Genomic DNA, 23,748 nt, shown 5'->3' with positions numbered 1-23,748 from the left:
CTTATATCTCAAGCCGCTTCAGCCGCGTTGCCGTACAGCGCATCCTTGAAAGGCTGCTGGCCGACGCGACGATAGGCTTCGAGGAAGGTTTCCTTGGGCGACAAGCGAAGGCCGAGATAGGTATCGACCACCGTCTCGATGGCATCCGTGACCTTCTCCGGTTCAAAGCCACGGCCAATGATCTCGCCGACCGACGTGTTGTTGTCGGCAGAACCGCCCAGCGTGATCTGGTAAAGTTCGGCACCCTTCTTTTCCACGCCCAGCAGGCCGATATGGCCGACATGGTGGTGGCCGCAGGCATTGATGCAGCCCGAGATCTTGATCTTCAGCTCGCCGATTTCGGCCTGCCGCTCGGCAGAGCCGAACCGTTCGGAAATCTCCTGCGCCACCGGAATGGAGCGTGCATTGGCAAGCGCGCAGTAGTCCAGGCCGGGACAGGCAATGATATCCGTGATCAGATTGGAGTTGGCGGTGGCGAGATTTGCAGGCTTCAGCGCGCGATAAAGCGCCTCCAGGTCAGCGAGCGCCACATGCGGGAAGATGATGTTCTGCTCGTGGCTGATGCGGATTTCGTCGAAGGCGTATTCCTCGGCAAGATCGGCAACCAGATCCATCTGCGCGTCACTGGCATCGCCCGGAATGCCGCCGATCGGCTTCAGCGAAATGGTCACCATGCCGTAATCGGGGTGCTTGTGCGGCTGGACGTTCTGCTCCACCCAGCGAGCGAAATCGATATCGGCCTTCTTCCAGGCGGCCAGGCTTGCCCAGCCCTCCGCACGCGGTGGCAGGTCAGGAAGAGCGAAATAGCCCTGGATTGCCTGAACGTCCTTTTCCGGCAGCTTGAGTTCGCCGTTCTTCAGTTCGGCGAACTCCGCCTCGATCTCGGCCGACAACTTCTCGACGCCCGTCTCATGGACGAGGATCTTGATGCGTGCCTTGTACTTGTTGTCGCGGCGGCCGTAGAGATTGTAAACCCGCATGATCGCGGTGATGTAGGACAGCAGGTCCTCTTCCGGCAGGAATTCTCGGATCTTCTTGCCCACCATCGGGGTACGGCCCTGGCCGCCGCCGACATAGACATCGAAGCCGATTTCACCTTCGCCATTCTTCTTCAGGTGCAGGCCGATATCGTGAACCTGGATTGCGGCACGGTCGGATTCCGCTCCCGTCACCGCGATCTTGAACTTGCGCGGCAGGAAGGTGAATTCCGGATGGACAGACGACCACTGACGCAGGATTTCCGCGTAAGGGCGCGGATCGGCCGCCTCATCGGCTGCGGCACCGGCGAAATGATCGGCGGTGACGTTGCGAATGCAATTGCCCGACGTCTGGATGGCATGCATTTCCACGCTTGCAAGCTCGTCCAGGATATCCGGGGTGTCTTCCAGGCGCGGCCAGTTGTACTGGATGTTCTGGCGCGTGGTGAAATGGCCATAGCCGCGGTCATACTTACGCGCGACATGGGCAAGCATCCGCATTTGTTTCGAGTTCAGCGTGCCGTAGGGGATGGCAACGCGCAGCATATAGGCATGAAGCTGCAGGTAGACGCCATTCATCAGACGCAGGGGGCGGAACGCATCCTCGGCGAGTTCGCCGGACATGCGGCGTTCGACCTGGTCGCGAAACTGCGCCACACGGCCGGCCACGAAGGCATGATCGAATTCATCGTAACGGTACATTCTACTCTTTCCTCAACCCTAGTATTTGCGCAGTCGCCAGACGGCTATCAAATCACGTAATCGATCGTCGGCCCTTCGGCGCGAATGCGCTCGCGAAGCCTGAGCGGCCGAATAAAGCCATTGTTTTCCTCAACATCTATGAGGTTGACATCGAGAACCAGATTGGCAGAAAACGCCTGCTTGCCAACACTTTCCAGCCGTGCGGCATCCTCCTTGGTGCGCGCGATTTCGGCACGCGCAATGCTTTCGTTCCAGAGACCGTCCACGTCATACCAGACGGAGATGCCGTCTGAAAGCCGGTTGGCGGTCAAGATCTGCAATGTCATTTCATGCTCCCGGTAGTCTCGGCCATTTTCTTCTCTCTGGAGAGTAGTGGCTCGGAATTGTCAATATTGGCGCCTGCCACCGCGTCGCCGATGATCACCATCACCGGTCCGGCGAGATCGTCGCGTGTTTCAAGGCCTGGCAAGTCGGCAAGCACGCCATGCAGCATGCGCTTGTCGCGGCGGCTGGCATTTTCGATGACCGCCACAGTCGTTTCCTCAGGCAGGCCCGCGGCAATCAGTCGTTCGGCCACCGACGCAGCGACGGTACGGCCCATATAGACCGCAATCGTCGCACCCGAAATCGCCAGGCTCGCCCAATCGGGAAGCACATCCCCGGTCAGATCGTGGCCGGTGGTGAAGATCAGCGAGGAAGCGACTCCGCGCAGTGTCAGTGGCAACTCGAAATCGGCGGCCGCAGCAAATGCCGATGTGATGCCCGGAACGACTTCATAGGTGATGCCAGCGTTCCGAAGAGCGGTCATCTCCTCGGCAGCACGGCCATAGACGAGTGGATCGCCCGATTTCAGCCGCACAACGCGCTTGCCTTCTCGGCCTAGTTCAACGAGCAGATCGTTGATCTCGTCCTGAGATTTGGAGTGGCACCCTTTGCGCTTGCCGACGGAAATGCGGTCAGCATCGCGGCGCCCCATATCGACGATTTCCTGTGGCACAAGTGCATCGAAGACGATCACGTCAGCTTCCATCATCACCCGCTGGGCGCGCAACGTCAGCAAATCCTCGGCGCCCGGACCAGCCCCGACAAGCCAGACATGGCCCTTGGCCTCGCCGATTGTGTTGAGAAGTCGTGTCGCTTCGCGCTCGGCATCATGCATGCGACCGATATTGACGGCGTCGGCAACCTGCCCCGAAAAGAACCGTCTCCAGAAGACACGGCGCACCACACCTTTTGGCAACATGGCGTCGACTGCGTCGCGATAGAGCGTTGCCAATCGGGCAAGCCGCCCTAGCGACGGCGAAAGCAACTGGTCGATCTGGGCTCGGATCATCTGTGCGAGCACGGGGCCAGCACCCTCCGTGCCGATTGCAACGGCAACCGGCGCACGATTAACGATCGCGGGCGTCAGGAAATCGCATTGGTCCGGCTGATCGACCGCATTGGCCGGAATCCTGAGAATACGGGCGACCTCGACGATGGACCGGTCAAGCAGGCGATCGCCAGTCGCTGCAAACACCAGGGTCATGCCATCGATGAGCGCCGGCTCGAAAGGCCGCGCGATGTGGCGCACATCGTTCTGAATGGTAAGAGCCATGAGCGCGGCATCCGGCGCATCCGAAATGAGCGTGATCGAGGCGCGCGTGTTCAGCAGCAGCCGCACCTTGGCAATAGCCTCGGCGCCATTGCCCACCACGGCAACACTTTTCCCCTCGACGCGGAAAAACGCTGGAAACACGCAAAGCTGGCTGTCGCGATCAGACATGGATAAACCCTATTAGAGATGCGGCAATATCGCTTTTATTCGTGCAATGGTGAAGAAACAGGAATCCGGGTTTGCCCGGGCAAGTATATTCTTTTCCTCGCTTTTCCCCGTTCTGGAGCAATATCTGCCGTGCCGGCATGCGCACGCGCTGACACTTCATGCCCTTCGATTGCGTCGGCGTTCAGTATCACCCAATAACTTGTTCGTTTTGCGCCTCCGGCGCTTTCATGCATCTTGCTCAATGGATATGGTCGACCATCAAGCCGCGCGGAGCCAAGCATGTATTTTGACCATTCGCCCGATCCTTTCGTATCACGCCTTCTTTCGGTGATGGAAAACGATATCATCCCGCTGACCAAGCGCGGTGTCGCTGCAGGCAACAAGATCTTCGGCGCGGCGTTGCTGCGCAAGTCGGACCTGTCGCTGGTCATTGCCGAGACCAACAACGAGACGGAAAATCCGCTCTGGCATGGCGAGATCCACACGCTGAAGCGTTTCTACGAAATGGCCGGAAAACCCGACACCAAAGATCTGATCTTCCTGTCCACCCACGAACCCTGCACTATGTGCATGTCAGCGATCACCTGGGCCGGGTTCGACAATTTCTACTACTTTTTCAGCCATGAAGACAGCAGGGACGCCTTCGCGATCCCGCACGATCTAAAAATCCTGAAGGAAGTTTTCGATCTTGAGCCTGGCGGCTACCGGCGCAGCAACGCCTTCTGGAAGAGCGCCTGGATTGCCGATCTCGCAGCAGTTGCCACGCCCGCTCACAAGGCGGAGTTTGCCAGCCGCATCGATGCGATCAAGGCAACCTATGCCGAGCTGTCGAATGCCTACCAAGCTTCGAAAGACAACAACGCCATACCGCTGAACTGAGCCCGTCATGAAGCCTGCAAAAGACATAACCCGGCTGATCGAGATCATGGCCGCATTGCGAACGCCCGTCACCGGCTGCCCCTGGGATCTCGAACAGAACTTCGAGACCATCAAGCCATACACAATCGAGGAGGCCTATGAAGTCGCAGATGCGATCGAGCGCGGTGATCTCGATGACTTGCGCGACGAACTCGGCGACCTGCTTCTGCAGGTGGTGTTTCATGCTCGTATGGCCGAAGAACAAGGCGAATTTGGCTTCGGCGACGTCGTAGAGGCGATCACATCAAAAATGATCCGCCGTCACCCCCACGTCTTCGCGGAATCCGGTGCCGACGACCCCACCAAAGTCAAGAAACAATGGAGCGACATCAAAGCCGAGGAAAAACGTGAGCGCGTCGCCCGCCGGAGCATGCGTGGAATCTCGGAGGATTTCAAAACGGGTCACCTTGGTGACGTGCACCGTGCCCAACCGGCCCTGACCGAAGCACTGAAATTGCAGGAACAGGCCGCCAAGGTCGGCTTTGACTGGTCCGAACCGGAGCCGATCCTCGACAAGATCGAGGAAGAGATCGCCGAATTCCGCGCCGCGCTTGCTTCGGGCGACAAGGCGAAGATCGCAGACGAGTTGGGTGACCTCATTTTTGCAGCGGTCAATATCGGCCGCCACGTCGGCGCCGACCCCGAAATGGCGCTACGCGGCACCAACACCAAGTTTCGCCGGCGTTTCGCCCATATCGAAAGAAAACTCGATGAAAACAGCGAAGCGCTGGAAGCAGCCAGCCTTGAACGCATGGAAGACCTTTGGCAGGACGCCAAGCAGCACGAACGCAAGTAGAACTCAGGAGATCGGAGCGCCCTGCACCCGGTTGCGCCCGTCGGCCTTGGCCTGATAGAGACTCCGATCTGCCGCCGAGATGAGTTCGACAAGGCTCTGTCCGTGAAGCGGGGCCGTCGCAACACCTATGCTGATTGATACAGGCAATACACCGCCTGCCCTAACGTTGTCGACGACGTTGCGTCGAACCCGCTCGGCAGTTTCCAGCGCTTCAGCATGGCTGGCGCGCGCAACGAGCATGATGAACTCTTCTCCGCCAAAACGGTAGATCCTGTCTCCCGCGCGGACGCTTCCCCTCAGGCTTTCGGCGATCATCTTCAAGACATTGTCGCCTTCGAGATGGCCGAAGCGGTCGTTGACATCCTTGAAATGATCGGCATCGATGACCAGCAAACTGAGGGCTTCGTTGTTGCGTGTCGCCGTCTTCAGCATCTCGATCCCGTCCTGCTCAAGCCGTGCGCGGTCCTGCAGTCCAGTCAGCGTGTCGAGCCCGGTTCGAGAAAGAAGTTCGTCATACTTCTCGCGGTAGGTCAGGTCGTTGTAGAGATCGCGGATCCCGATCCGGACGGGCATCTTCCACTGTTGCCGCGCCACGATAAGATAGATACCGGTCAGCACAGAATAGAATGCCGCCATACCAATCTTGCCGATCAATCCGCTCCAGAACACCGACGGTGGTGCGCCGGTATAGAAATGCAGCACACCGAAGAAGCCGAGCTGGTCGAATGTCAAGGTCAACGCTCCGGCAATGAACATCCTCGGCACCAAGCCCCGGCCGATCACCCGCCCAAGCCGTTCATATATAAGTATGATACCGATGGAATCGATGTAGAGCAGCGCGGTGCCCCAGACCATCAGCACGCCCATCTCACCCATGAAATCGTCGCCCGGCAGTGGCCTTCCGTCGACCCCCGTACCGAACTGCAGGTTCAAAGTGTAGGCAAGCAGCAGGCAGGCAAGGTTGCCGATCAGTAACCCGTAGATCAATTGCCGGACAGTCGCTGCGTCCTCTTTCGTATAAAGCAGCAGCGTCATCATCAACTTGCCGCTGAACATCATCACCGATCCCGGCGAAATCGAGCCGAATGGAACGGAGATGTAGAATTTCGCTGCAAGATAGGTCTCAAGGAAGTGCATCGTGCCGAGCACGGTGATGAAGACACCTACGCCGATCCTGGCGCGAAAATGGAGAAGAACGATGAGTACCAGAAAGTAAATTGCGGCTTCGACAGCCAGAATTGCCAGATTATAGAATTCCATTCAGAATTGCCCGTCGCTGCCCTGTCGACCGTCTAATCCTTCTTGCCCGCTCCCTGCCGCAGCGTCAATACAAGCGAGGTGGCGAATGCTGCACAATCACGATGGGTTTTAATAACCCGAACTGCCGCGATGCGCGCCACCGGCGCGCGCCCGTCATCGATCAGGCGTATGGATCGTCGTCTGCCTCAGGAGTACGAATACCCAGGCGCCGCTCCATCTCCTCGGCCGCGCTTTCTGACAGGCGCACATCGAGACTGACCGTGCCGTCCTCAAGGTCTTCGCGCGCGTCCACTATGGCGTTCTGGTAAAACCACGGCAGCATCGAGAGCTTGTCGATCGGCAGAATGACGGTAACCTCCGTCATCACGCCGGAAAGCCGCGCGCTGATCGTTGCGAGAAGCGTATCGACGCCCTCGCCCGAAATGGCTGACACCGCCATCGTATTCGGCATGGTCGACGCCTTCTGTATCAGAGCGTCGCGGGCCTCGGGCTCCAACAGGTCGATCTTGTTCCAGATCTCGATGATCCGCTTTTCGCGCTCACCCTCTTCGATACCCAGATCACCAAGGATGCGCAGAACGTCTGCGGCCTGAGCGGCATTATCGGGATCGGACATATCTCGAACATGCAGGATCAGATCGGCTTCGAGCACCTCCTCAAGAGTTGCCCGGAAAGCTGCGACCAAATGCGTCGGAAGATCGGAAATAAAACCCACCGTGTCCGACATGATGACCATGCGGCCTTGCGGCAGGCGAATGCGGCGAAGCGTCGGGTCGAGCGTGGCAAACAGCATGTTCTCAGCCAGAACGCCCGCACCAGTCAACCGATTGAACAAGGTCGATTTCCCGGCGTTGGTGTAGCCAGCCAGCGCCACGATCGGATGCGGCACTTTCTTGCGCTTTGCGCGATGCAGCTGTCGGGTGCGGCGAACCTGCTCAAGCTCGCGTTCCAGCTTGATGATCTTGTCCTGGAGCTGGCGCCTGTCGGCCTCGATCTGCGTTTCGCCGGGCCCGCCAAGAAAGCCTGCGCCGCCCCTCTGCCGCTCAAGGTGCGTCCAGCTGCGGACAAGGCGACCTTTCTGGTAGTTGAGGTGGGCGAGATCGACCTGAAGCGTGCCTTCCTTTGTGGAGGCCCGGCGTCCAAAGATTTCCAGGATCAAGCCAGTGCGATCGATGACCTTGGCGTTCCAGGCCTTTTCGAGATTACGTTGCTGCACCGGGGTCAGCGGATGATCAACGATGACCAATCCGGCATCGCCTTCGTCGAGCATGGCTTCGATTTCCGCAATCTTGCCTGTGCCGATCAGTGTCGCCGGTCGTGGCTGCACCACCTGGACGATGACACCTGTCGAGATTTCAAGGTCGATTGCACGGGCGAGCCCGATCGCTTCTTCCAGACGGCTCTCATTGGTGCGCACCTTTGCGCTCTCGCCGCCCTGTCCTGACTTGAGAACAGGCACGACGATGACCGCGCGCATGTCGTTACGAAGCTTATTGCCTTCCGGAATGATCGATTCCTGGCTTATGTCGCGCTCGTTAATGTGTGTATCTCCAGGCAGCCGCGCCCAAAATGACAAACCTGCATGCCGAGTCGCTCGCGAGCCGGCATACAGGCCTCAAAAAGCGCGATTTGCGATTTTAGCCGATATTTTCTTCGCCTTCAAACATCTGCACGGGCGAACCCGGCATGATGGTCGAAATGGCATGCTTGTAGACAAGCTGGGAGTGCCCATCGCGGCGAAGCAATACGCAGAAATTGTCGAATGACGTCACAACACCTGTGAGCTTGACGCCATTGATAAGAAAAATCGTCAGCGAAATTTTCTGCTTGCGAACCGTATTGAGAAAGAGGTCCTGCAGATTCTGGGAACGTTCAGCCATAGGCGCCCGCCGTTTCTTCCTTTTTGCCGGCGAATTTTGCCGGATTATTGTTGATGCCTCCCGGCAGGCGCTTCCTCAGGCAACCCACCCCTTATATAGACTGCTATCAAATCGGGGTCTTTTCCGCAACGTCGAAAAAGGCTTCGCGAATCTTTTGCGTAACGAAGCCCGGATGACCGTTGGCGATCGTACGGTCATCAATCCGTACCACGGGAAAGCAAATGCTCGTCGCCGCGGTAATGAAGACCTCTCGGGCACTCTTCATCTTTTCAGCCGAGAATTCCTCTTCACGGATGGCAATTCCAAGCTTTTTTGCCACATCCATGAGTGTTGTACGGGTTATTCCTCTCAGAATACCGTGTTCCGCAGGTCTTGTCAGCAAAGTCCCATCCTCGTCCACCATCCACACATTGGTCGCGGCACCTTCTTTCACCATGCCTTTTTCGTCCACAAAAATAGCTTCCTGCGCACCGCTTTCTTTTGCGGCCTGCCGGGCAAGCACATTCGGAAGAAGCCCTACCGTCTTGATATCGACCCGGTCCCAGCGATTCTCCGGCACGGTAATCGCATTGATTCCCTTCGCATTCTTTCCGGCTATGATGTCCGGATTGGTGCTTTTGGCGGTAATGACCAGCGAAGGCCGTGTGCCGGGAGCAGGAAAGACATGGTCGCGCTTAGCCACACCACGCGTCACCTGAAGATAGAACATGCCGTTACGCACATGGTTTCGCCTTGCGACCTGGCGGATCACCTGGGTCAGAGCAGCGCGGCTCATTGGCCAGTCAATCCTGAGTTCGGAGAGCGACCGCCCCAGACGGTCGAGGTGCCGTGTCAGATCGACGATCATGCCATGACGGATTTCGCAGACCTCGTAGACGCCGTCTGCAAACTGGTAGCCGCGATCCTCGACATGGACAAAAGCGTCGGAATGGGCAACGTATGCACCGTTGACGTAAGCAATTCGTGACATCGATATTTCCCGAAATATCAGCGTTATACGCCGAGTGTCTTAAGCTTCCTGTGAAGAGCCGACCGCTCCATGCCAACGAATTCCGCCGTCCGGGAAACGTTGCCGCCAAAGCGATTGATCTGCGCGATCAGATAGTCACGCTCGAACATTTCGCGCGCTTCCCTGAGGGGCAGCGTCATGATGTGCTGGTCGCCCGTCGAGGAAACCTTGGGCATCGTGTCGAGCACATCGGCGGGCAGCATTTCGGCCGTCACGGCTGTATCCGGGCCATCGGACTGGGCAAGTATCAGCAGTCGCTCGATGTTGTTGCGCAGCTGGCGGAGATTGCCCGGCCAGTCATGGGCCTGCAGGATCGCCAGCGCATCGTCGCCGATCTTGCGGGCGCGGATACCGGCATGCTCGCAGATCTGCCGCATGAAGATATCGACGAGAAACGGAATGTCTTCACGGCGGTCCGATAGTGCCGGAACGCGTACCGGAACGACCGACAGGCGATGATAAAGATCTTCCCGGAAGCGCCCCTCGCCGATCATGTATTCCAGATCGTAGGCGGTCGAGGAAATGATCCGCACATCGACCTTCACCCGCTTGGAACCGCCGACGCGTTCGAACTGCTGGTCGACCAGCACGCGCAGGATCTTGTTCTGGGTTTCCCTTGGCATTTCACCAATTTCATCCAGGTAGAGTATGCCGCGATGGGCTTCCTCCAGCGCGCCGGTCTTGCGCGGTTGACCAGGCCCGCCTTCCGTGCCGAAAAGGGCAATCTCCATCCGCTCCGGTGTGATCGTCGCCGCATTCAGTGCCACGAACGGCCCATCGGCACGCGACGATTTGCGATGGATGATGCGCGCCACCAGTTCCTTGCCGGAACCGGATGGCCCATGGATCATGATGCGGCTGTTGGTCGGCGCCACCTTGTCGATCGTCTGACGCAGTTGCGACACCGCGACTGAAGTACCGATAAGTTCAACGGAATCGCCGGAACGCTTCTTGAGATCGCGCACCTCGCGCTTCAACTTGGATGTCTCGAGCGCACGCTCGGCAATCAGGATAAGCCGGTCGGCCTTGAACGGCTTCTCGATGAAGTCATAAGCACCCCGGCGGATGGCATTGACCGCCATTTCGATATTGCCATGGCCTGAAATCATCACCACCGGCAGATCCGGATAACGGTTCTTGATCTCATCGAGCAGGCCCAGGCCATCGAGGCGGCTGCCCTGCATCCAGACATCCAGGAAAATCAGCCGCGGTACACGCTCTGAAATCGCCGCCAGCGCACTGTCGCTATCGTGCGCGGTGCGCGTCTCATGCCCTTCGTCGGACAAGATGCCGGAAACGATGTCCCGGATGTCCTGTTCGTCATCGACCACCAAAATATCAGACGCCATGACCTACTACCTTTTTATCTATGTCTTTCACGGCATTGCCGGCGCGCGGCAGGACCACGCGGAACATCGCGCCATTGCCATGATCGAATTCCGGCGGCGCATCGTGCAATTCGAGGTGGCCGCCATGCTCCTCGATAATCTTCTTGACAATCGGCAGACCGAGCCCCGTCCCCTTGTCACGCATGGTGATGTAGGGTTCGAGAATGAGATGCCGGTTTTCTTGTGGCAGACCTTTACCGTTGTCGATGATATCAACAACAATCCGCTCGCCAGAAGCGTCCAGCCCCGCCTTGATCAGCACCTTGAGCTCGTCGCGGGTCTGACCTTCCGGAATGGCCTCGACGGCCTCGACGGCATTCTTGACCAGATTGCTAAAAGCCTGGCCAAGCATGCGGGAATCGAATTCTCCCCTCAGCGGTTCGTCGCCCCAGTCACGAATGAAGTGGACATGACTATTGCCCATCTCCCGCAGAAACACCGTATCCTTGAGAATGTCGCGGAGATCGGCGGTTTCCTTGGTCGGTTTCGGCATTCGCGCAAACGAGGAGAATTCGTCGACCATGCGCCCGATGTCCTCGACCTGCCGGACGATCGTGTCGGTGCACTGGTCGAAGACGGCGCGGTCATCCTCGGCGATCTGGCGGCCGTAGCGGCGCTTCAATCTTTCCGCCGAAAGCTGGATCGGTGTCAGCGGGTTCTTGATCTCGTGGGCAATACGGCGTGCAACATCCGCCCACGCAGTCGAGCGCTGCGCAATCACCAGATCGGTGATTTCATCGAGCGTGATCACGTAGGACTCATTACCCGCATGCGATTCCTCACGCGTGACCTGCAGATTGAGCGTACGCTCCTTGCCTCCACGGATAATGTTGATCTGACGGCGGAATTCTCCCCGATAACGCGCCGACGCCTCGGAAAGCGCCACATCGATTTCCGGAGCGACATCGTAGAGCTTCTGCCCGACCAATGCCTCCGGTGCCTGCCCGAGCAGGATTTCAGTGGAAGGATTGGCAATGGTGATAGTCCGGTCGTCTTCCACACCGATGACGGCGGCGGTCACCCCCGACAGCACCGCCTCGATGAATCGCCGGCGGTCATCCACTTCATCCTTGGCGACAAGAATTTCGTTTCGCTGGGTTCGGATTTCCGAAATCATCTTGTTGAAGGTGCGCGACAGGCTGCCTACGTCGCCATCCACCGCCCTGACGGGAACGATGACGTTCAGGTTGCCGCCCGCCACATTGTCGGCCGCATTGATGAGAAGCCGGATCGGCCGGACGATGCGGTCCGCGACCGCGATGGCAGCCCAGATTGCTGCGAGCAGCACGATAAGGGCAAAACCGACATAGATGATACCGAAGGCCACCTGAGTCGATACCTTGCCTTCATCCATGGATTTGTATTCGGCGGCATTCTGCTCCATCAGGTGCAGTGCCGTCATCACCTTGGGATCGACGGCACGGATCGTGTAGAGGTAGGCATCGATCTGGTCGAGATTGATGATGGCTCCCACCAGATTGGTGGTGCCGGGCGGAATGAGCGTCGGCTTGCCGGTAACCGCCGCACTGAGGGCATCGGCCGGGATATCCGGCAACGGCTGATCCGTCTCCATTTCAGCCTTGAGGATCACCGAGCCTTTGCTGTTGATCAGAAACGCCCCAAGAAGACCTCGGCCCTTGGTCTGTCGCGTCAGCAGTTCTGCAAAGCCCGACCGGTCAAGCGCGAAAAGCTGCCGGTTACGATCGATGTCATTGGCCATCGAAATCGTCTGTCCCTGCAGATAGCTTGCGTTTTCCCGGACATAGGCCTGTGCAACATTGATGGAAGAATTGACGATTTCCTGGGTGCGGGCGCTGAACCACCTGTCCAGACCGGCATTCAACGTCAGCGAGGCGATGATTGCCACCAGGATCGCCGGCGCAATCGCCACGACCGAGAACAGCGTCACAATGCGGATATGCAACCGGGCCGCAGCGCGTCCACGCGCGCGGGCCTTGATCAGTCGGTAGAGTTCATAGCCGACCAGCGCCATGAGCGCTGCAACAAAAAGCGCATTGATGACCACGGAGGCAATAACGACATTTGCGACCGGTTCGATCGGGGTAAAGCCGAGCAACACAGCCAGCGTCGCCAGTGCTGCGACAAGCGCGCCACCCGCTACCGCGATCCCGGCGGAATTTGAGATCCGCCGTCTATCGAGATTGGTTATGATTTTTTCCTCACCCTCGTCGGGCATGCAACCTATTCCCCGAAACGCAGCCGATGATCCGGCCTGTAGCTTTTGATTGCCGCCTAGCTCACCGCATCCGACAAGAATTGATGGCTCGACTGAAAATAAACGTTCGGCACACTCGAATCGTATGCCCATACAAAGAATGCGTTGCTATAGAGCAACGCATTGTGGCGAAAATGCAACGGAATATGGCAGACGGTCAAGCCATTCGAGCACTCCGATAGACCGTAACGCCGAGCTCTCTGATCTTCTTGCGCAACGTATTACGGTTCAAACCCAGCAAATCGGCGGCCTTGATCTGGTTGCCGCGCGTCGCTGTCAATGCCGCAAGAATCAGTGGATATTCCATTTCGGCTAGAACCCGGTCATAAAGCCCGGGCGGCGGCAGGCTGTCGCCGAATTCGGCGAAGTAGCTGCGCATGTTTTCCTCGACCGCATGTGAAATGGAAACCGAACCCGAACGCTGGTCGGCCTTCTCGGCAGGGCTGCTGGCAATATCCGGCTTCAGTTCCGAGCTGGCGATTTCCCGCGTGATGACATCCTGCGGATAGAGTGCAGTCAGACGCCGGACGAAGTTTTCCAGTTCGCGCACATTACCCGGCCAGGGATAGGACTTCATGACGTCGAGCGCTTCATTGTCAAACCGCTTGGGCGCCATGCCCTCTTTCTCGGTCTGCTGTACGAAATGCCGGACCAGATCGGTAATGTCCTCAGAACGCTCGCGTAACGGCGGCAGCCTGAGCGGAACCACATTCAGCCGGTAATAGAGGTCTTCGCGGAAGAGGCCCTGGTTGATCGCCTGTTTCAAATCTTTGTTGGTCGCGGCAACAATGCGGACGTCGGTACGGATCGGCGTCCGCCCCCCCACCGTCGTGTATTCTCCCTGCTGAAGTACGCGCAGCAATCGGGTTTGCGCATCCATCGGCATGTCGCCGATTTCATCGAGGAACAACGTGCCCCCCTCTGCCTGCTCGAAACGCCCGGTCGAGCGCGCCTGAGCGCCGGTGAAGGCACCCTTCTCGTGCCCGAACAGCTCGGATTCAATAAGATCGCGGGGAATCGCGGCCATGTTGATTGCGACGAACGGGCCATTGCGGCGTTTGCCATAATCATGAAGCGCGCGTGCGACCAGCTCCTTGCCGGTGCCGGACTCGCCGGTAATCATCAGCGTCAGGTCCGTTTGCATCAGACGCGCGAGAACCCGGTAGATTTCCTGCATCGCCGCCGAGCGACCGACCAGGGGCATGCCGTCCTGGCCGTCGTCTTCCGGCCGCGAAGGCTTGCGTTTGGGCTCCGACAGCGCGCGACCGACAATGGCGATCAGTTCCGTCAGGTCAAAAGGCTTGGGCAGGTAGTCGTAGGCGCCCTTCTCGGACGCACGGATGGCCGTCATGAACGTATTCTGGGCGCTCATGACCAGAACGGGCAAATCGGGACGCAAGCGTTTGATGCGTGGCAAGAGGTCGAAGGCGTTCTCGTCGGGCATCACGACGTCGGTGATGACCATGTCGCCCTCGCCAGCCTGCACCCACCGCCAGAGCGTGGCCGCATTCGAGGTGATGCGGACTTCATAGCCAGCGCGGCTCAGCGCCTGGTTCAGAACTGTTCGGATCGCGGCATCGTCGTCCGCAACGAGAATTGTGGCAGCACTCATCTCAATATCCCTGATTGCCTTGTTCAAACGGCTCGTCAGCCTGTGCGTTGCGCGAAGCAGGCATCAGAACCCTGAAAATAGTCTTGTTGTGCTGACGGTCGCATTCGACGATGCCGCCATGTCCACCAATGATCTTGGCCACCAGCGCAAGCCCCAGCCCGGAACCGTTGGTCTTCGTGGTAATGAACGGGTCGAATAAATGCGGCACCAGATCATCGGGCACACCTGGCCCATTGTCGATCACGCAGAATTCGAGTGGCAGAGAGATCTTTTCACGCGAACCCGCCACAGAAATCCGAATTCCGGGACGATAGGCCGTGGTGAGGATGATCTCACCATCCGGACGATCGTTCACAGCCTCGGAAGCATTCTTGATCAGATTGAGAAAAACCTGAACGAGCTGGTCGCGATTGGCATGCACGGCAGGCAGGGACGGATCGTAGTTCTCGCTGATCCGAATGTTGCGCGCAAAGCCGGCCTTGGCAACAGCCTTTATGTGGTCGAGAATCGAGTGGATGTTGACGGGCGCACGATCCACCGGGCGTTCATCCGAAAAGACCTCCATCCGGTCGACAAGCGAGACGATGCGATCGGTCTCTTCGCAAATCAACCGCGTCAGCCCCCTGTCTTCGTCCGTGACCTGCGTTTCCAGCAGTTGCGCGGCGCCGCGTATCCCCGACAGCGGGTTCTTGATCTCATGGGCGAGCATGGAAGCCAGTCCCGTGACTGACCGCGCAGCTGCCCGGTGGGTCAGTTGCCGATCGATCTTGTCGGCCATCGACCGCTCCTGAAAGACCACGACCACCGAGCCCGGATTGGTCAGCACCGGCGCGACATAGAGATCGACGAGCTTTTCACTTCCCAATCGTGGTGAACTGAGATCCACCCTGTATTCGTTCACCGGCGCCTTTCGCTCGCGCACCTGTTCGATGAGCGTCAGCAGCGGGCTACCGAACGGGATATAGGCAAAGATCGTATGCTTGGCGAGATAGGCAGCGCTGGCGCCGAAGAAGGCTTCCGCCTCCCAATTGGCAAAAGCGATGTAGCCGTCGTCATCGACCATGATGACGGCATTCTGGATCGCATTGAGCACACCCATCGCCACTTCATCATTCGCCGGTTGCGGGTTTCGACCCGAGGGATCTCCGTTCATGCGGCCTCGCTGAGGCCAGCGCCGGGCGCTGGCGGGTTGAGCAAAATGGCGCGCATCGCGCCAATGACAGATTCCGGATCCTGCGATGTCAGGATGGATGTGCGCGCCTCACCTTGAAGATGACCACCGAAGCGATCGAGCGCCCAGCCGACGTGCTTGCGTGCGTGGCGAAGGCCCGGAAGTCCTCCATAGAACTCGAGAGTCATCCGGTAATGCCGTTCGAAAATGTCGGCAATCTCGGCACGATCTGGCGCAATGCGTGTTCCTGCGAGCACACCGGCATGCCAAGGGCGCCCTTGCGAGCCCCGCCCCACCATCACGCCATCGGCGCCAGACTGCTCCAGAATCAGCGCGACATCCTCGGGCGTCTCGACGTCCCCATTGGCAATCAGCGGAACCGAAATGCGCTCGCGCACTCGCGCGATCATTTCCCAATTGGCGCGACCCTCGTAGAACTGCATTCGGGTACGCCCATGTATCGTGATCATCTGTGCGCCAAGATCCTCCGCCGCATGCGCAAGTTCCGGCGCATTGATCGAAGCCTCATCCCAACCGAGCCGCATCTTGACAGTGACGGGCACCGAAACCGCTTTGACGACCGCATCGATCAGCGACAGCGCCAGCTCGGGTTCGCGCATCAGCGCCGAACCGGACAGCCCGCCGATCACCTTCTTCGCCGGGCAGCCCATATTGATGTCGATCATATCGGCGCCATTGGCCTCGGCGATACGCGCACCTTCCGCCATGTAATGCGGATCGCGCCCGGCAAGCTGGACGATATGCGGATCGATGCCGGAATTCTGCAATCTCGACCACGATTCCGAGGAATTGCCGACAAGCTCTCTGCTCGCCACCATCTCGGTGACGACGAAACCCGCGCCGAATTCGAATGCCAGCTGGCGGAAGGGCAGATCGGTCACGCCCGACATCGGCGCAAGCGCGATGCGATTGCGAAACTTTACGGAGCCGACCTGCAGCGGCGATTTCACGAAGTCGAGTTTCAAATGCTCATCTTTCAGGCAACGCGTCGTCATGCATCATTTTTAGACATTCAACAGCGTCTTGCCAAGCGTTTTCGAACATCGATCCAAAAAAGTATCGAGGTATCGCCATGCGGAGACTGGTCAATTCATGACCCGCTCTGTAAACCGGCCTTCACACCAGACTAACGAGTGATTGTTCAGGCGACATGAAACAGGACGGCACAGTTTCCTTCGGCATTCTCATCGTCGCCGCCGGCCGCGGCGAGCGCGCCGGCAGCAGCTCTGAAGGCCCGAAGCAATACCGGCTCATCGGCCGCAAACCCGTCATTGCACACACTCTTCAACGCTTCCTCGACTGGGCGCATTCCGGCCCGATTGTCGTCGTCATCCACCCGGACGATCAGGACCTGTTTGACCAAAGCGTTCCGGCAGAGGCCTCTGGCCTGAAAATACGGACAGTTTATGGCGGCCCGACAAGACAGGCTTCGGTCTTGAACGGTCTTGAAGCCCTCGTCTCGCACGGCGTCAGCCATGTGATGATTCAGGACGCTGTGCGCCCCTTCGTCTCGGAACGATTGCTCGAAAGAGTATTCGACGCCCACCAAAATGGATCGGACGCCGTATTGCCCGCGATCCCGGTCGCCGACACCCTCAAGCGCGGCTCCGCAGATGGACTGGTGCAGGAAACGGTCTCGCGCACCGGTCTCTATGCAGCACAGACCCCGCAATCCTTTGCCTTTGCGCCAATTCTGGCCGCTCACCGAGCAGCGGCGACCTCTGGCATAACGGACTTTACCGACGACGCGTCGATCGCCGAATGGGCAGGGCTTCCCGTAGAACTTGTCGAAGGCGACGCCGACAATATTAAACTCACCCTTGCCCGCGATATAGAACTGGCCCACGAGAAAATCATGTCAAACACACTTCCCGACGTCCGCACCGGCAACGGCTACGACGTCCACCAGCTCGAACCCGGTGACGGCGTCATCCTGTGCGGCATCCTGATCCCAAACAACCTTCGTCTGAAAGGCCATTCGGATGCCGATGTGGCGCTGCATGCCTTGACGGACGCGCTGCTGGCGACCTGTGGCGCTGGCGACATCGGCGATCATTTTCCGCCCTCCGATCCTCAATGGAAGGGTGCAGCCTCGAGGATATTCCTCGAGCATGCAGCCGCGCTCGTTCGCAGCAAGGGCGGCACGATCATGAATGCGGACATCTCGCTGATCGCCGAGGAGCCAAAGATAGGCCCGCACAGGCAAACCATGCGACAAGCGCTTTCCGAAATGCTTTCGATCGATCTTGAACGCTGTTCGGTCAAGGCAACGACAAACGAGAAGATAGGTTTCGTCGGTCGTGGCGAGGGGATCGCTGCGATAGCGACCGCCACGGTCGTCTACGGGGGAAAATAGACATGTTCGACAAGCAAATTCTGGCCCTTGCCCAGCAAGTCGTCACGCTGTGCACCGAGAAGAACGTGATGGTGGCTACCGCGGAATCCTGCACCGGCGGGCTGGTTGCAGGCGCGATCACCGAAATCCCGGGCTCCTCCCAAGTGCTGGAACGTGGCTTCGTCACCTATTCCGATCAGGCCAAGTCCGAAATGCTCGGCGTCATGTCGATCACGCTGAAGCAGTATGGCGCCGTCTCCAAGGATACCGCACTTGAAATGGCGCACGGTGCGCTCTCGCGTTCCGAAGCTGGCATATCGGTGTCAATCACCGGCATTGCGGGTCCTGGCGGCGGCTCGACCGGCAAGCCTGTCGGCCTAGTGCATTTCGGCGGGCGCCACTACAAGGGTGCCATGATCCATCGCCAAATGAACTTTGGCGACATCGGCCGCGACGAGATACGCCTCGCCTCGGTGGAAATCGCGCTCGAAATGATCATCGAGCTGGCGAAACTGGGCTGAATGACGTTGGCCGGTCAGGTCTTGTAGATCTGATCGGCGCGCTTCTCGAAAGCATCCGTGAACATCCGGAAGGCACGGTCGAACATCGACCCCATCACGACGCCGAGAATGCGGCTCTTGAATTCGTAGTCGATGAAGAAGTGCACCTCGGAACGCCCATCGCCGAGATCGACGAACCGCCAGATATTCGTAAGATATTTAAAGGGCCCGTCGATATACTTGACCTCGATGACCCTCTCGTCCGGCTTCAGCAGAACCTGGGTCGTGAATGTCTCGCGAATGGCTTTGTAGCCCACCGTCATCGCCGCAACCAACAACGTCTTGCTGTCGCGCTCTTTCCGGCTTTGCACGGCGAGCGCCTCACAAAGCGGCAGGAATTCAGGGTATTTCTCCACATCAGCAACAAGCGAGAACATCTGCTCGGCGGTGTGATTAGCGATGTGACTGGTTTCGAACTGGGGCATTTTGGTGCGCTATTGATCCATCTTCCATGCCATGCAGGCATCCATCTCGCACGTAATGCGGTCCGGGGAGAGAAACAAGTCAAAGTTTTGCATCTCTGCCCCGCAGCGCAAAGACGCCGGACCTTCAGACGGAGTTGTGGCCACGCGCCTGATCGTAAGCCGCGATTATCGCTTCAGTGGTGTGCTGTGCCTCCTCCATGCCTGTCTGGTAGTTGCAGACAGAGATTCGCATGACCTGCAACCCGCGCCATTTCGCACCGCCAGCAAATGCGTCTCCGCTCGCCTGCAAGGCGGCAATTGTGGCTTCGGTGATGCGATCTCCCTCTTCATCGGGCAGCCCGGCACCAAACCGGACGATCACCTGATTGAGGCAGACGTCGTTGAGGATCGCCACGCCCTGCTCCGCGGCCAGCTTGTCGGCGATTGCGCTCGCTGCCTCGCAACTCCGTGCCACCAATTCGGCAATCCCCTCGCGTCCGAGGTATTTGATCATCGTCCATGTCGCAAAGCCCCGGGCCCTGCGCGAAAGCTCCGGGACATAGTGCGACGGATCGCGCTCGTCTTCGCTTGCCGCCGGCAAGAAGCTCGCCGAGATCGTCATCGCGCGGCGATGTGCCGCTTCGTCCCGAACGATCGCGTATCCGCAGTCATAAGGGGTCTGCAGCCATTTGTGTCCGTCTGTCGCCCAGCTATCGGCCAGGTCCACATCCTTCGCCAAGTGGCGCTTGGACGGCAGCGTTTGCGCCCACAAACCGAAGGCTCCGTCAATGTGCACCCACGCTCCCTTCGCCTGCGCCATAGGGATGATCGCGGTGAAATCATCGAAGGCGCCGGTGTTGATCTGTCCGGCCTGCAGGATTGCAATGGCTGGTCCCTGGACATTCTGAATGGCGGCCTCGAACTCCGCCACGATCATCCTGCCCTGCTCGTCAGTTGGAATGCGCACGACACGATCATGGCCTAGACCGAGAAACTGCAGGGCGGAAAAAACAGTCGTATGAGCGTCATCGCCGATCAGCACCGTTATCGGCGGCGCGCCGAACAAGCCCTGGCGGTCCACATCCCAACCCACCTTTTCGAGCACCGCGCTTCTGGCTGCGGCAAGACAGGTAAAATTCGCCATGGTTGCGCCGGTCACGAACCCGACGGAGGCATGTTCAGGCAATCCGAGCAGTTCGAGCAGCCAGCGACCGGCCACGAGCTCCATTGCCGCCGCGGAAGGCGATGCCATGTGGTTGCCGGCATTCTGCCCCCAGGCTGAGGTCAGCATGTCGGCGGCGACACCGACGGGATGGGAGCCGCCGATCACCCAGCCGTGAAAACGTGGCCCCGTCATTGCCGCAAGGCCCGGTTCGGCACGCCAGACCATCTCGTCGATGACCTTTTGCTGCGACATGGCATGAATCGGCAAGTCTTCTGATAGTGCCGCAACCGAAGCTGCATAATCGCGCCCGGGACGATGCGATCTGTCACCTTCACGGAAACGCGCAGCATGCTCTGCCGCTTTCAGGAACAATGCATGAATGTCCATAACTCGCCTCCTGACCGTGCCTCGTGGCGCCTCGCGTCAAAGATCTTTCTGGATCGAATGCAATATGTATGAAAAGTCCGCGCATTGGAAATACGCGGACGAAAAATTTCAACCCCCTGCTTGTATTACAACCCGAAGGGATACCAGGGTTAGACAGCAGCCTTCGCCAGCAATTTCTCGCGGTTTGCCTTGAGGCGAGCGAAGTCATCTCCGGCGTGGTGAGACGAGCGCGTCAGCGGGCTCGCCGACACCATCAGGAAGCCCTTGGTATAGGCAACCGTCTCATAGGACTTGAATTCTTCGGGCGTGACGAAACTCACCACCCGGTGATGCTTGCGGGTTGGCTGCAGATACTGGCCGATGGTCAGGAAATCGACGTCCGCAACGCGCAGGTCGTCCATCAACTGCAGCACTTCGTTGCGCTCTTCGCCGAGACCGACCATGATGCCCGACTTGGTAAACATCGTCGGGTCGAGTTCCTTGACGTGCTGCAAAATCCGCATCGAATGGAAGTAGCGTGCGCCCGGACGTACCGTCAGGTAGTTCGAAGGAACGGTTTCGAGATTGTGGTTGAAGACATCGGGCTTCGCCTTGACGACCCGCTCCAGCGCGCCGGGTTTGCGCAGGAAGTCAGGCGTCAGGATCTCGATCGTCGTGTCGGGAGAGGCTTCGCGGATTGCGAAAATCACCTGCTCGAAGTGTTCGGCGCCGCCATCGTCGAGATCGTCACGATCCACCGACGTGATGACGACGTGGCTCAGGCCCATCTTCTTGACGGCCTTGGCGACATTGGCCGGCTCCTCCCGGTCCAGCGCCAGCGGACGGCCGGTCGCGACATTGCAGAACGCACAGGCTCGCGTACAGATTTCGCCCATGATCATGAAGGTCGCGTGCTTCTTGTCCCAGCACTCGCCGATGTTGGGGCAGCCCGCTTCCTCGCACACGGTGACCAGATTGTGTTCCTTCACCAGCGCCCGCGTCTCCTGGTAGCCCTTGGAGACCGGCGCCTTGACGCGGATCCACTCCGGCTTGCGCAGCACCTCGGTATCGGGACGATGTGCCTTCTCCGGGTGCCGGACGCGCTTATCGGGGCTCAGTGTATCGAGGATGGTGACCATGGATTACCGCCAATGCAAAAAAATCAGGCCGCCACGCGAAGCGGCAGCCTGATTGGAAATAGTGCTGATGTGATTGGAAATCAACCGCGCCGAAGCATTCGCCCCACCGCGATCAGGATGCAGGCTCCCACGAAGCCGACGATCAGATAGACCACCCACCCGCTGCCCGTGTAAACGCCCAGCGCCGCAAGTACGAAATTCAGCACTGCCGCGCCGATAATACCAAGAATGATGTTCATCAAGACGCCTGTGTTGCTCTTCATGAACATCTCTGCCAGCCAGCCGGCCAGACCTCCGATGATGATTGCCGCCAGAAACCCAACACCGTTTAAATCCATGGGAGTTTTCCTTGCCAGTCGTGTTCAACGAGCAAGTAACGTATCTGAAGGGCAAATGTTCCATGGCGAGATTCATTATGCGTTGAGCGCCCTGTCATAAGCGTCGAGCACGCTCTCCTTCAAAGTTTCCGATATAGTCGGATGCGGGAAGATCGTGTGCATCAACTCTTCTTCGGTTGTCTCGAGATTCATGGCAACCACGAATCCCTGGATGAGTTCGGTCACTTCGGCACCGACCATATGGGCGCCGAGCAACTCGCCTGTCTTCTTGTCGAAGATCGTCTTGACCATGCCCTGATCCTCGCCCAGCGCAATGGCCTTGCCGTTGGCGACGAAGGGGAAGCGACCGACGCGGATATCGCGACCCAGTTCCTTGGCCTTGGCTTCCGTGAGGCCGACAGAGGCGACCTGCGGGTGGCAATAAGTGCAGCCCGGGATCTTGTTCTTGTCCATCGGGTGGACATTCGGCAGGCCGGCAATCTTCTCGATGCAGATCACCGCCTCATGCTCGGCCTTGTGGGCGAGCATCGGCGGGCCGGCAACATCGCCGATCGCGTAGATACCAGGCACGTTGGTCTTACCATAGCCATCGATGGCGATGAAGCCGCGGTCGGTCTTGATACCAAGCGTCTCGAGGCCGATATTCTCCACATTGGCCTGGACGCCGACAGCTGAGATCATCCGGTCTGCGGTGATCTGTTGTGTCTTTCCATCCTTAGTCTCGATTGTCGCGGTGACTGAATTCGCACCCTTCTCGACCTTGGCGACCTTGGCGTCGAGCAGGATCTTCATGCCCTGCTTATCGAATTGCTTCTTGGCGAGAGCCGAGATTTCGGTGTCCTCCACCGGCATGACCTGGCTCATGATCTCCACCACGGTCACATCGACGCCCATGGTGCGATAGAACGAGGCAAACTCGATCCCGATGGCACCAGACCCCATCACCAGCAGCGACTTCGGCATTTCCTCCGGCTTCATCGCCTCGAAATAGGTCCAGATCAGCTTGCCGTCAGGCTCAATCCCCGGCAGCGCGCGCGGGCGTGCGCCGGTGGCAATGACGATGTGCTTGGCGGTGTAGGTGCCCTCGCCCAGCGTGTTCTTCGGCATCGGCGCCTGCGGCTCGACCGGCTTCTTAGAGGACTTGCCGACAACGATCTCGCCTGGCTTGGTCAGCTTCGCCTCGCCCCAGATCACGTCGACCTTGTTCTTCTTCATCAGGAAGCCGACGCCACCGTTCATGCGTTGGGCAATGCCGCGCGAGCGAGCGACGATCGCCTTGAGATCTGGCGATACGGTGCCCTCGATCTTCAGGCCATAATCGCCGGGGTGCTTGGCATAGTGATAGATCTCGGCGGAACGCAGCAACGCCTTGGTGGGGATGCAGCCCCAGTTCGAGCAGATGCCGGCAAGATGCTCGCGCTCGACGATTGCGGTTTTGAGCCCAAGCTGGGCGGCGCGGATCGCGGCTATGTAGCCGCCTGGGCCGGAACCGATGATGATGACGTCATATGCGTTCGACATGGGTGCTTCCACTTCCTGGCAATACGTTCAGCGATCGACCTTTGCCGATACGCGCATGTGTCTGCCCCTCATCCGGCTGCCGCCACCTTCTCCCTGTCCATACGGGGAGAAGGGGTTGTGGCACTGTCGGCGCTCCCATCGTCCCCTTGCCCCGTTTACGGGGAGAGGGCTAGGGTGAGGGGCAA

21 protein-coding genes are annotated in these 23,748 nt (G+C 58.8%); 4 read left to right on the top strand and 17 right to left on the bottom strand.

The window, feature by feature from the left end; translation table 11 throughout:
* Positions 1 to 8: 8 nt before the first annotated feature.
* From JJB09_RS18015 to cysG, 3 genes are read right to left on the bottom strand one after another with little or no spacing between them, the layout of a single operon-like run.
* Positions 9 to 1,679 carry a nitrite/sulfite reductase gene (locus tag JJB09_RS18015; protein ID WP_201661296.1) on the bottom strand — a complete coding sequence of 557 codons (1,671 nt, stop codon included), beginning with the start codon at positions 1,677 to 1,679 and terminating at the stop codon, positions 9 to 11.
* A 47-nt stretch (positions 1,680 to 1,726) separates the two neighbouring features.
* The gene (locus tag JJB09_RS18010) at positions 1,727 to 2,005 is read right to left on the bottom strand and encodes a DUF2849 domain-containing protein (protein ID WP_201661293.1); all 279 of its coding nucleotides are present in this window, start codon (positions 2,003 to 2,005) and stop codon (positions 1,727 to 1,729) included.
* Entirely contained in the window at positions 2,002 to 3,444 is a 1,443-nt protein-coding gene (gene cysG, locus JJB09_RS18005; protein ID WP_201661290.1) for a siroheme synthase CysG, read from the bottom strand. Before cysG ends, JJB09_RS18010 begins: the two co-directional genes overlap by 4 nt.
* 279 nt (positions 3,445 to 3,723) lie before the next feature.
* On the opposite strand from cysG, the gene JJB09_RS18000 reads away from it, so the two are divergent.
* Both JJB09_RS18000 and mazG read left to right on the top strand, forming a co-directional pair.
* The gene (locus tag JJB09_RS18000) at positions 3,724 to 4,323 is read left to right on the top strand and encodes a nucleoside deaminase (protein ID WP_201661287.1); all 600 of its coding nucleotides are present in this window, start codon (positions 3,724 to 3,726) and stop codon (positions 4,321 to 4,323) included.
* 7 nt (positions 4,324 to 4,330) lie between these two features.
* A complete protein-coding gene (gene mazG / locus JJB09_RS17995) occupies positions 4,331 to 5,158 on the top strand; it encodes a nucleoside triphosphate pyrophosphohydrolase (protein WP_201661284.1) in 828 nt (275 codons plus the stop codon).
* Between the two features lie 3 nt (positions 5,159 to 5,161).
* Here mazG and JJB09_RS17990 read toward each other — a convergent pair whose 3' ends face one another.
* The 9 genes from JJB09_RS17990 to dusB all read right to left on the bottom strand — a co-directional run bounded on the left by JJB09_RS17990 (position 5,162) and on the right by dusB (position 16,730).
* Complete coding sequence (locus JJB09_RS17990; protein WP_201661281.1) at positions 5,162 to 6,418, bottom strand: GGDEF domain-containing protein; 1,257 nt, start codon at positions 6,416 to 6,418, stop codon at positions 5,162 to 5,164.
* Positions 6,419 to 6,578: 160 nt separating this feature from the next.
* The gene (gene hflX / locus JJB09_RS17985; protein WP_201661619.1) at positions 6,579 to 7,895 is read right to left on the bottom strand and encodes a GTPase HflX; all 1,317 of its coding nucleotides are present in this window, start codon (positions 7,893 to 7,895) and stop codon (positions 6,579 to 6,581) included.
* A gap of 160 nt (positions 7,896 to 8,055) precedes the next feature.
* Entirely contained in the window at positions 8,056 to 8,298 is a 243-nt protein-coding gene (hfq, locus tag JJB09_RS17980) for an RNA chaperone Hfq (protein WP_201661278.1), read from the bottom strand.
* Between the two features lie 106 nt (positions 8,299 to 8,404).
* Entirely contained in the window at positions 8,405 to 9,268 is an 864-nt protein-coding gene (locus JJB09_RS17975; protein WP_201661264.1) for a D-amino-acid transaminase, read from the bottom strand.
* A gap of 23 nt (positions 9,269 to 9,291) precedes the next feature.
* Positions 9,292 to 10,656 carry a nitrogen assimilation response regulator NtrX gene (gene ntrX, locus JJB09_RS17970; RefSeq protein WP_201661261.1) on the bottom strand — a complete coding sequence of 455 codons (1,365 nt, stop codon included), beginning with the start codon at positions 10,654 to 10,656 and terminating at the stop codon, positions 9,292 to 9,294.
* The gene (locus JJB09_RS17965) at positions 10,646 to 12,892 is read right to left on the bottom strand and encodes a sensor histidine kinase NtrY-like (RefSeq protein WP_201661258.1); all 2,247 of its coding nucleotides are present in this window, start codon (positions 12,890 to 12,892) and stop codon (positions 10,646 to 10,648) included. Before JJB09_RS17965 ends, ntrX begins: the two co-directional genes overlap by 11 nt.
* Before the next feature lie 196 nt (positions 12,893 to 13,088).
* Entirely contained in the window at positions 13,089 to 14,543 is a 1,455-nt protein-coding gene (gene ntrC / locus JJB09_RS17960) for a nitrogen regulation protein NR(I) (RefSeq protein ID WP_201661256.1), read from the bottom strand.
* 1 nt (position 14,544) lies between these two features.
* Complete coding sequence (locus tag JJB09_RS17955) at positions 14,545 to 15,696, bottom strand: two-component system sensor histidine kinase NtrB (protein ID WP_201661254.1); 1,152 nt, start codon at positions 15,694 to 15,696, stop codon at positions 14,545 to 14,547.
* Complete coding sequence (dusB, locus tag JJB09_RS17950) at positions 15,693 to 16,730, bottom strand: tRNA dihydrouridine synthase DusB (protein WP_201661252.1); 1,038 nt, start codon at positions 16,728 to 16,730, stop codon at positions 15,693 to 15,695. The genes JJB09_RS17955 and dusB overlap by 4 nt, the downstream gene beginning before the upstream one ends.
* Before the next feature lie 155 nt (positions 16,731 to 16,885).
* Between dusB and JJB09_RS17945 the strand changes: the two genes are divergently transcribed.
* Both JJB09_RS17945 and JJB09_RS17940 read left to right on the top strand, forming a co-directional pair.
* On the top strand, positions 16,886 to 18,091 hold the full coding sequence (locus JJB09_RS17945) for a bifunctional 2-C-methyl-D-erythritol 4-phosphate cytidylyltransferase/2-C-methyl-D-erythritol 2,4-cyclodiphosphate synthase (protein ID WP_201661250.1): 1,206 nt from the start codon (positions 16,886 to 16,888) through the stop codon (positions 18,089 to 18,091).
* A complete protein-coding gene (locus JJB09_RS17940; protein ID WP_425523741.1) occupies positions 18,088 to 18,591 on the top strand; it encodes a CinA family protein in 504 nt (167 codons plus the stop codon). Before JJB09_RS17945 ends, JJB09_RS17940 begins: the two co-directional genes overlap by 4 nt.
* A gap of 14 nt (positions 18,592 to 18,605) precedes the next feature.
* On the opposite strand, the gene JJB09_RS17935 is transcribed toward JJB09_RS17940, so the two are convergent.
* The 5 genes from JJB09_RS17935 to lpdA all read right to left on the bottom strand — a co-directional run bounded on the left by JJB09_RS17935 (position 18,606) and on the right by lpdA (position 23,563).
* Positions 18,606 to 19,055: a type II toxin-antitoxin system RatA family toxin gene (locus JJB09_RS17935; RefSeq protein ID WP_201661246.1), complete on the bottom strand. Its 450-nt coding sequence runs from the start codon at positions 19,053 to 19,055 to the stop codon at positions 18,606 to 18,608.
* Positions 19,056 to 19,179: 124 nt separating this feature from the next.
* Positions 19,180 to 20,586 (bottom strand): pyridoxal phosphate-dependent decarboxylase family protein, encoded by a 1,407-nt coding sequence (locus tag JJB09_RS17930; protein ID WP_201661243.1) that lies wholly within the window; start codon positions 20,584 to 20,586, stop codon positions 19,180 to 19,182.
* Between the two features lie 149 nt (positions 20,587 to 20,735).
* Complete coding sequence (gene lipA / locus JJB09_RS17925; protein ID WP_201661240.1) at positions 20,736 to 21,704, bottom strand: lipoyl synthase; 969 nt, start codon at positions 21,702 to 21,704, stop codon at positions 20,736 to 20,738.
* A gap of 80 nt (positions 21,705 to 21,784) precedes the next feature.
* Positions 21,785 to 22,042, bottom strand: coding sequence for a GlsB/YeaQ/YmgE family stress response membrane protein (locus JJB09_RS17920; protein ID WP_201661237.1), 258 nt, complete (start codon positions 22,040 to 22,042; stop codon positions 21,785 to 21,787).
* Positions 22,043 to 22,117: 75 nt separating this feature from the next.
* Entirely contained in the window at positions 22,118 to 23,563 is a 1,446-nt protein-coding gene (gene lpdA / locus JJB09_RS17915; RefSeq protein ID WP_201661234.1) for a dihydrolipoyl dehydrogenase, read from the bottom strand.
* Positions 23,564 to 23,748: the final 185 nt, after the last annotated feature.

Source organism: Phytoamicus setariae (assembly GCF_016722925.1).
Classification (GTDB): Bacteria; Pseudomonadota; Alphaproteobacteria; order Rhizobiales; family Rhizobiaceae; genus Rhizobium_E; species Rhizobium_E setariae.
Note: the sequence above shows the minus strand (reverse complement) of the source record. Positions and strands in the feature narration are given on the sequence as shown.